The organism is Streptomyces sp. PU-14G, assembly GCF_041028275.1.
Taxonomy (GTDB): domain Bacteria; phylum Actinomycetota; class Actinomycetes; order Streptomycetales; family Streptomycetaceae; genus Streptomyces.
The window spans coordinates 32997-39895 of sequence record NZ_JASKYT010000024.1; the positions used below are offsets into that span (position 1 = coordinate 32997).

Below are 6899 nucleotides of genomic sequence, written 5' to 3' on the forward strand. Positions count from 1 at the left end.
GCACGCTGTGCTCCGAATGCCGCCCGGGCGCGGCCATCGGTGCGCTACGGCACTCCGAGGGGCTTCGGTCAGCGGCGTCCGAGCCGCGCGGCTGCGGCTTCGTCCAGCGCGCCTCGCACGAAGCGCCGAAGGTGCGCACGCACCGTGTCGGGCTGCTCCGACCAGGGCTCGTGCCCGGCGGCCTCCACCCGGGTCAGCGGACAAGCGAGCCGCGGCGCGAGTGAGGCGAGCGCCGACACAGGACGGGGATCGTCGGCCCCGCCGAGGAGCTCCACCCACGCGGGCAGGCGTGCACGGAGGTCGGCAAGATGCTCATCGAGCGGATCGGCGCGCCCCTCCTTGCCGAGTTCGGCGTTCATGGACCAGTTGACCGGACGACGCCGCCGGGCAGCCTGGGCGGCCCGGTGCCATCCGCGTTCGGGATCGGCGTGGTCGGTGAACCAGGCCAGCGTGAGCAGCTCGACTTCCTGCTCCTCCGTGCGATGCGACCGCTCCTCCAACTCGTGGAGCCGCTTCCGCTGCGCCGCGGACATGCGGCGGTGGCGTTCCGCTCGGTACCCGGTACGCCAGTCACCGACGAATGGTCCGCACATCAGCAACATCGCGGCGACCCGGTCGGAGTGTTCCAGGCAGAACCGGCTCGCCAGATCAGCGCCGTAGGAGTGCCCGATCAGGACGGCCTCGGGCACCCCCCATGTGTCGAGCAGCTCGGCGAGATCGTCGACGTGCCGGGCGAAGGAATGGGGACCCCGCCACGGGGATCGGCCCGTGCCACGCTGGTCGTACCGGTACACAGGCGCGAGGTCCGCGATCATGGGAGCGACATCGCCCAGATAGTCCGGCAGTCCCGGCCCGCCATGGAGCATGACCACGGCCGGCTGCCGAGCCGTGTCCCCCAGCGCCTTCCAGCGCAGCTGCACCTCGTCGGCCATCGGCACGAGGCCCTGCGTCTCCGTCAACCTCACCGCGATGAGGCTACCGGCGCCACGGAGACACCGCACCAGGCGGGAGCACACGTTCGAGGGTGTCCCGAGGGTGTCGTTCGTCCGGTGAGGGCCGGGGCGTGCAGCCGGGCGATGCGGAGCACGACATGGTGAACGCCGTCGCCTGCGAGGCGGCAACCGCGGATCTTCTCAGCAGGGACCGAGTGCCTCTCCCCGGCCCGGCGCCCACGCGTCGTGCGGGGTTCGCGGGCCGGCGGTGCGCAGGTAGTCGCGTAGCGCGGTCAGTACGGGGTGCTGGTCTCCGCTGCGGAACAGCAGCACGTGCGGGTAGACCGGGGTCGGGTCGCGCAACGGAATGCGCCGTAGGTCGTGGGTCTGGGGCCACAGGTACCGGTCCCCGCTGCCGACGAGGGTGGCCAGCGAGGCCGAGTCGGCCAGCGCGTCCATCAGGGCCTCGTCACCGAAGTGGGGGCCGAGCGCGTCGATGCTCAGCCCGAACGCCTCGGACAGCGCCTGGTAGAACGCCGCCCACTCCGTGCCCGGCCTGATCCCGGGGACCCAGATGCGGTGACCTGCCAGGTCCGCGGGACGGACCCAGGACGCGTCAGCCAGCGGGTGGCCGGGGCCGACCAGGAGCTCCAAAGGTGCGTCCAGGAGCCGTTCGGCGCTGAGCCCGGCCGGGACCTGGTCTGCCGGCAGGGCGCGGAAGGACGCGTCGACGGTCCCTTCGAGCACCGCCTGGGCGGCCTGGGCGGCGTTCTCCGTGCTCAGCGTGACCGCGTCCAGGTCCATCCCGGGGTGGGAGCGGTAAAACCGGTAGACGGCCTGGGCCGGGGAGATGCGCCGATTGAGGACGTCGACGCGCAAGGGGCGGCTTCCGGGGCGCACGGCCTGCTCGGCCTGTTCGACGGCCGCCACCACCTTCTTGGCGTGCGGCAGGAAGACCTGCCCGTCCAGGCTCAGCCGGGAGCCTCGGGAGGTCCGCACCAGGAGCGTGGCCTCGATGTGCCTCTCCAGGGCCGCGATCCGCTTGGAGACCGCCTGCTGGCTGATCCCCATCTCGTCGGCCGCAGCCTGGAACTGGCCGGTCTCGGCGACGGCGACGAACGTCCGCAGCGCTTCAACATCCACCCTTCCACCCTATGCCCACAAACTTTTGTTGTGGCCGACGTGGTGTGGGGTTGTTTGATCGAGTGTTCTGCGCGGTGCTGGGATCAGCGCATGTCTACCCGCACAGAGCAGGTCATGTATGTCCAGACACCTGAGTTCGCGCGTCATGCGGAGCGGATCGTGGAGGTGACCGACGCGACGTCTCGATTGAACGTGCTTCCTTTCAGCGACAGCGAAGGGCGCGAGAAACTACTTTCTGTTGTGTTCGGTGGCCCGCTGCCGGAGTCGGTGACGCTCTACCCGCCGTTCTTCACCGAGTGCGGACTGAACACGGCGTTCGGGAAGAACGTCTTCGTCAACCAGGGATGCACCTTCATGGACAAGGGAGGCATCCGCATCGGCAACGGCGTCATGATCGCCCCGAAGGTCAGCCTCATCACCGGAGGCCACCCACTGCCCCTGGCCGAGCGCCGCGAGTACCTCTCCTTCGCCCCGATCGTCATCGAGGACGACGTGTGGATCGGTACGGCTGCCGTGATCACGCAGGGGGTGACCGTCGGTGCCGGTGCGGTGGTCGCCGCCGGCGCGGTGGTCACTCGAGATGTTCCCGCCGGCACCGTGGTCGCGGGAGTGCCCGCCCGGGCGGTCAAGACGATTGGCTGAGCCCGGCCGTGCTGCCGGCCCGGGTGCGCAGCGCCTGCGCAGTCAGGTTCTGGTGCGCCGTCACGCTTCGCCGGCCGACCGGCAGCGGGACCAGGGGGGACCGCGGGCCCGGCGGTCCCCTCACCCGGCGAGGCCCTGGTCAGTCGGCGTCGGCTGGGGCGTGGTGCCGCATGTCCACGACCTCGTCGGCTGCCTCGGTGACGACCGGATCGTGTGTGGCGACCACCGTGACGCAGCCGTGTCGGTGGGCGGCGTGCGCGATGATCCGGGTCAGGTCGTCCGCGCGGGCCCGGTCGACCGCTGCGGTCGGCTCGTCGACGAGGAGGAGTTCGGGTCCTGTCAGCAGGGCGCGCGCCAGGGCCACGCGCTGCCGTTCGCCGCCGGAGAGCTGGTCGGGACGGTGACCCGACCGGTGTGCGAGGCCGACCTCGGCGAGCAGTTCACGGGCGCGGCCACGCAGTGCACGAGGTGCGCGACCGGCGAGGGTGGCCGCGGCGAGGAGTTGTTCCTCAGCCGTGAGGCCGACGAGGAGGTTGCCGCTCTGGAAGACGTAGCCGACGCGTGTCCGACGGGCGCGGGCACGTTCACGGTCGCTGAGGGCGGCCAGATCGGTGCCGTGCAGCAGGACTTGCCCCTCGTCCGGGCGGAGCAGGGCACCGGCGACGGCGAGGAGGGTCGACTTGCCGGACCCCGAGGGGCCGACGAGGGCGGTGAGGGCACCGGGCCGGAAGTCGGTGGTCAGACCCCGCAGGGCGAGGGTGCGGGACTCGCCGTGGCCGAGAGTGACGGTGATGCCGTCGAGGCGGAGGCTCATCGTGCGGCTCCCAGCATGGTCATCGGATCGACGGTGGTGACGCGGCGCAAGGTGAGGGCGGACCCTGCGAGGCCGACGAGTACGACGGCCCCCATGGTGGCGGCGAGACTGCCGGCGGGGAGGCTGAACGGCACGCGTTCCCCGACGAGCAGGCCCACGGCGGAGGCGAGCGCGGCGCCGACCGCGGTGCCGGCGGCCACGACCACGGCGGCCTGGGCGAGCGTGTGTCCGAGCAGACGGCGGCGGGAGGCGCCCATGGCGCGCAGCAGCGCGAGTTCGGGGGTGCGTTGCACGGTCCAGACAGCGAAGAAGGCGCCGACGACCAGCGGGGCGATGAGGAAGAGGAAGGCCTGGATGGAGGTCATGGTCAGGCGCTCGCCCTCGTAGCCGGGGGCCGCGGCGAAGGCGTCCTGAAGCGGGACGGTCGTGGTGCGGTGGCGGCGGTCCGCGGCGGCGAGCTTCTGGTCCGCGAACCCGGTGGGGAGCTTGAGGGCCACCGCGCTGTACTGGACCGGGAGGTCGTCGGGGCGCGCGTCGGTTCCGGGCGTGGTGAAGCGGATCCGTCGCCAGGTGTCTGTGGTGACGTAGGCGGCGGGGACGTGGCCGTAGGAGGAGCGGCTGGTGGCGCCTGTCACCCGCAGGCGGATGCCGAGCCGGTCGACGGTGAGGGTGTCTCCGACGCGGACGCCGTCGTCGGCGAGCTGACGGGAGATCACGATGCCGTGGGGCTCGTCCGCGTCCAGGGCTTCGCCGCGGTCGGCTCCCGGGTCGGTGAAGGCGCCGGGTTCGACACCGAAGGCGGCGAGGTCCACCTCGACGCCGCGGTCGGTGGCGCCACGGGTGAGGGCGACACCGAGGGGGGTGGCCTCGACGCCTTCCTCCTTGTCCCAGCCGGCGGCTGTCCGTTCGTCGACCAGGCTGCGGGCGAACTGGTCGGAGTCGGATCCGGGGGCGAAGGCGACGTGTGTGGCGGGCAGGGCGCGCAGTGCGGAGACGGTGTCGTCACCGAGGCCTGTGGTGAACCCGGAGACGATGCCGACGAGCGCGGCGACGAGGACGACGACGCTGCCCATCAGCACGAAGCGGCCTCGGGCCGCTCTGAGTTCCAGCAGGGCGAGGAACACGGCGTTCCTTCCAAAGTTAGGGACAGGGCGTCCCTAAGATAGAAGATGGCGACGCGCCGTCCCCAAGCTGGGTGCTCTCAGGCGCCGGACACAGGGAGGTAGGTAGGCAGGGGGCGGGGAGTCAGTGCCGGCCCTCTGGCCGGCAGGTGGAGGCGTGGAAGCGTGCCGCCTCGGCCTCCGCCGCGTCGGGCGTCGAGGCGCGGATGGCGTCGAGCAGCCCGGAGTGGTCCACGTACTCCTCGGGACGCAGCTGAGCGCTGAAGTGGTCCCGCAACGACTCGCGGATCACCTGCCCCAGGTCCGCGTACAGCGCGACCAGCACTTCGTTGTGGGAGGCGGCCACGACCGCCAGGTGGAAGGCGGTGTCCGCGTCCACGAAGGCGTCCCGGTCTCCGGTCGCCCAGGCGCGCTCCCGGTGCTCCAGCAGTTCGCCCATGCGCCGCAGGTCCTCCTCGGTGCGCCGTCGTGCGGCCGTCCTCGCGGCCTTCGCCTCCAGCGCGGCCCGCACGTCGATCACGTCGCGCTGTTCGGCCGCGGCGAAGCGGCGCTGCATCACTCCGGCGAGCTCACTCGTCGCCGCCACGTAGGTGCCCGAACCGTGGCGGATGTCCAGCAGGCCGTTGTGCGCGAGCGCCCGCACGGCCTCCCGAACGGTGTTGCGGGCCACTCCGAGCTGCTGGACCAGCTCCGGCTCGGTCGGAATGCGCGAGCCCACCGGCCAGGCTCCGGACGCGATCTGCTGGCGCAGCGCGGCGACGACGTGGTCGAACAGGCCGGTCGGACGGGGAGCTGGACATAGACTCATCCCATGATTATACGATGCGCGGATGACAGGCGAAGACGCAACGGTCGCGCAGCAGTTGGGACGGCAGCACAGCGCGCCCCCGCCCACCGGCAGCGCGTCCCGGTCCACCGTGTGGAGACGCCGCTTCGCCGCCCTCGCGCTGGTGTTGGCCGCGGTGAACCTGCGGCCCGCTGTCACCAGCCTCGGCCCCGTGCTGGAAGAGGCTCGTGCCGGGCTGGGGATGAGTGCCGTCACTGCCGGACTGCTCACCTCCATGCCGGCGGCGTGCTTCGCGCTGTTCGGCTTCGCCGCTCCCCACCTGGCCCGCCGTTTCGGCCCCGACACCGTCGTCGTGACCGGGGTCGCGGCGATCGCGGCCGGCCTGGCGCTGCGTCCCCTCTCGGCGGACAGCACCCTGTTCGTGGCACTGAGCGTCCTCGCACTGGCCGGCATCGCGGTGACCAACGTCCTGCTGCCCGTCGTGGTCAAGCAGCGCTTCCCGCACCGTGTCGGCGCCATGACCGGCCTCTACTCCATGGCACTCAACCTCGGCGCATCGACCTCAGCGGCGGTCACCGTCCCGCTGGCCCGGTCCTTCGGCGACTGGCGCATCGGCCTGGGTGCCTGGGCGCTGTTCGCCGCCGTCGCCGTCCCGCCCTGGCTGGCTCTGGCACGCGACCGTACCGCCGCCGCAGGCTCGCCGCAGACCGCGGCATCCTCCCCGCCGGGCAGCGCCGCCCCCACACGTCTCCTCCGCAGCCCCACCGCCTGGGCGCTCACCGTCTATTTCGGGCTGCAGGCCACCGCGGCGTACGTCATCATCGGCTGGCTGCCGCAGATCTTCCGGGATGCCGGCCTGTCCGCCGAAACCGCCGGCCTGCTGTTCGCCGTCACCTCGGTGCTCGGCATCCCCCTGTCCTTCGCGCTGTCCGCCGTCGCCGGAAGGCTGCGCAACCAGAGCGGAATCGCCGTCGCGCTCGGGCTGTTCGGCCTTGGCGGATACGTCGGCCTCCTGGCGTCCCCTGCCGCGGCACCATGGCTGTGGGCCGGGCTGCTCGGCGTCGCCAACTGCTCCTTCCCGCTGGCACTCACGATGATCGGCATGCGCGGCCGTGACAGTACGACCGTCATCAGGCTGTCCGCCTTCGCGCAGAGCACCGGATACCTGCTCTCGATACCCGGCCCCCTCCTGGTCGGTGTGCTCTACGAGCACAGCGGCGGCTGGCGGGCGCCCCTCGTTCTCATGGCCGTGCTCATGCTGCCGCAGCTCGCAGCCGGCCTCTTCGCGGGCCGCGATCGCCAGATCGACTGACCCGAGCGACCCGTCCGCATGTCACACCCGTGGCCCGCCCGGCGAGCCCACCGCAGCACGGCACACGGGCTGCCGCCACCCGCGCCGCGGCTCCGAGCGAACAGCACACCGCTTCCGGCGAACGCTGAGCACTCCCCCGCCCGCACCC

At 72.0% G+C, this 6899-nt stretch carries 7 protein-coding genes; 2 read left to right on the forward strand and 5 right to left on the reverse strand.

What is annotated here, in order from left to right; genetic code table 11:
- Positions 1 to 68: 68 nt before the first annotated feature.
- A complete protein-coding gene (locus tag AB8Z75_RS05090) occupies positions 69 to 965 on the reverse strand; it encodes an alpha/beta fold hydrolase (RefSeq protein WP_369200144.1) in 897 nt (298 codons plus the stop codon).
- Positions 966 to 1133: 168 nt separating this feature from the next.
- Positions 1134 to 2075 carry a LysR family transcriptional regulator gene (locus tag AB8Z75_RS05095; protein WP_369200145.1) on the reverse strand — a complete coding sequence of 314 codons (942 nt, stop codon included), beginning with the start codon at positions 2073 to 2075 and terminating at the stop codon, positions 1134 to 1136.
- A gap of 114 nt (positions 2076 to 2189) precedes the next feature.
- Here AB8Z75_RS05095 and AB8Z75_RS05100 point away from each other — a divergent pair, with 114 nt between their 5' ends.
- A complete protein-coding gene (locus tag AB8Z75_RS05100; RefSeq protein ID WP_369200151.1) occupies positions 2190 to 2717 on the forward strand; it encodes a DapH/DapD/GlmU-related protein in 528 nt (175 codons plus the stop codon).
- A 139-nt stretch (positions 2718 to 2856) separates the two neighbouring features.
- Here the strand turns inward: AB8Z75_RS05100 and AB8Z75_RS05105 are convergent, their stop codons facing one another.
- The 3 genes from AB8Z75_RS05105 to AB8Z75_RS05115 all read right to left on the reverse strand — a co-directional run bounded on the left by AB8Z75_RS05105 (position 2857) and on the right by AB8Z75_RS05115 (position 5460).
- A complete protein-coding gene (locus tag AB8Z75_RS05105; protein ID WP_369200146.1) occupies positions 2857 to 3531 on the reverse strand; it encodes an ABC transporter ATP-binding protein in 675 nt (224 codons plus the stop codon).
- Positions 3528 to 4655 carry an ABC transporter permease gene (locus AB8Z75_RS05110; protein WP_369200147.1) on the reverse strand — a complete coding sequence of 376 codons (1128 nt, stop codon included), beginning with the start codon at positions 4653 to 4655 and terminating at the stop codon, positions 3528 to 3530. The genes AB8Z75_RS05105 and AB8Z75_RS05110 overlap by 4 nt, the downstream gene beginning before the upstream one ends.
- 121 nt (positions 4656 to 4776) lie before the next feature.
- A complete protein-coding gene (locus tag AB8Z75_RS05115; RefSeq protein WP_369200148.1) occupies positions 4777 to 5460 on the reverse strand; it encodes a FadR/GntR family transcriptional regulator in 684 nt (227 codons plus the stop codon).
- A gap of 22 nt (positions 5461 to 5482) precedes the next feature.
- Between AB8Z75_RS05115 and AB8Z75_RS05120 the strand changes: the two genes are divergently transcribed.
- A complete protein-coding gene (locus tag AB8Z75_RS05120; protein WP_369200149.1) occupies positions 5483 to 6751 on the forward strand; it encodes a CynX/NimT family MFS transporter in 1269 nt (422 codons plus the stop codon).
- The last annotated feature ends 148 nt before the right edge of the window (positions 6752 to 6899 follow it).

Coding starts and splice junctions, on each gene's coding strand:
- AB8Z75_RS05120 (WP_369200149.1), top strand. CDS start 5,483: ATGACAGGCGAAGACGCAACGGTCGCGCAGCAGTTGGGACGGCAGCAC.
- AB8Z75_RS05115 (WP_369200148.1), bottom strand. CDS start 5,460: ATGAGTCTATGTCCAGCTCCCCGTCCGACCGGCCTGTTCGACCACGTC.
- AB8Z75_RS05105 (WP_369200146.1), bottom strand. CDS start 3,531: ATGAGCCTCCGCCTCGACGGCATCACCGTCACTCTCGGCCACGGCGAG.
- AB8Z75_RS05100 (WP_369200151.1), top strand. CDS start 2,190: ATGTATGTCCAGACACCTGAGTTCGCGCGTCATGCGGAGCGGATCGTG.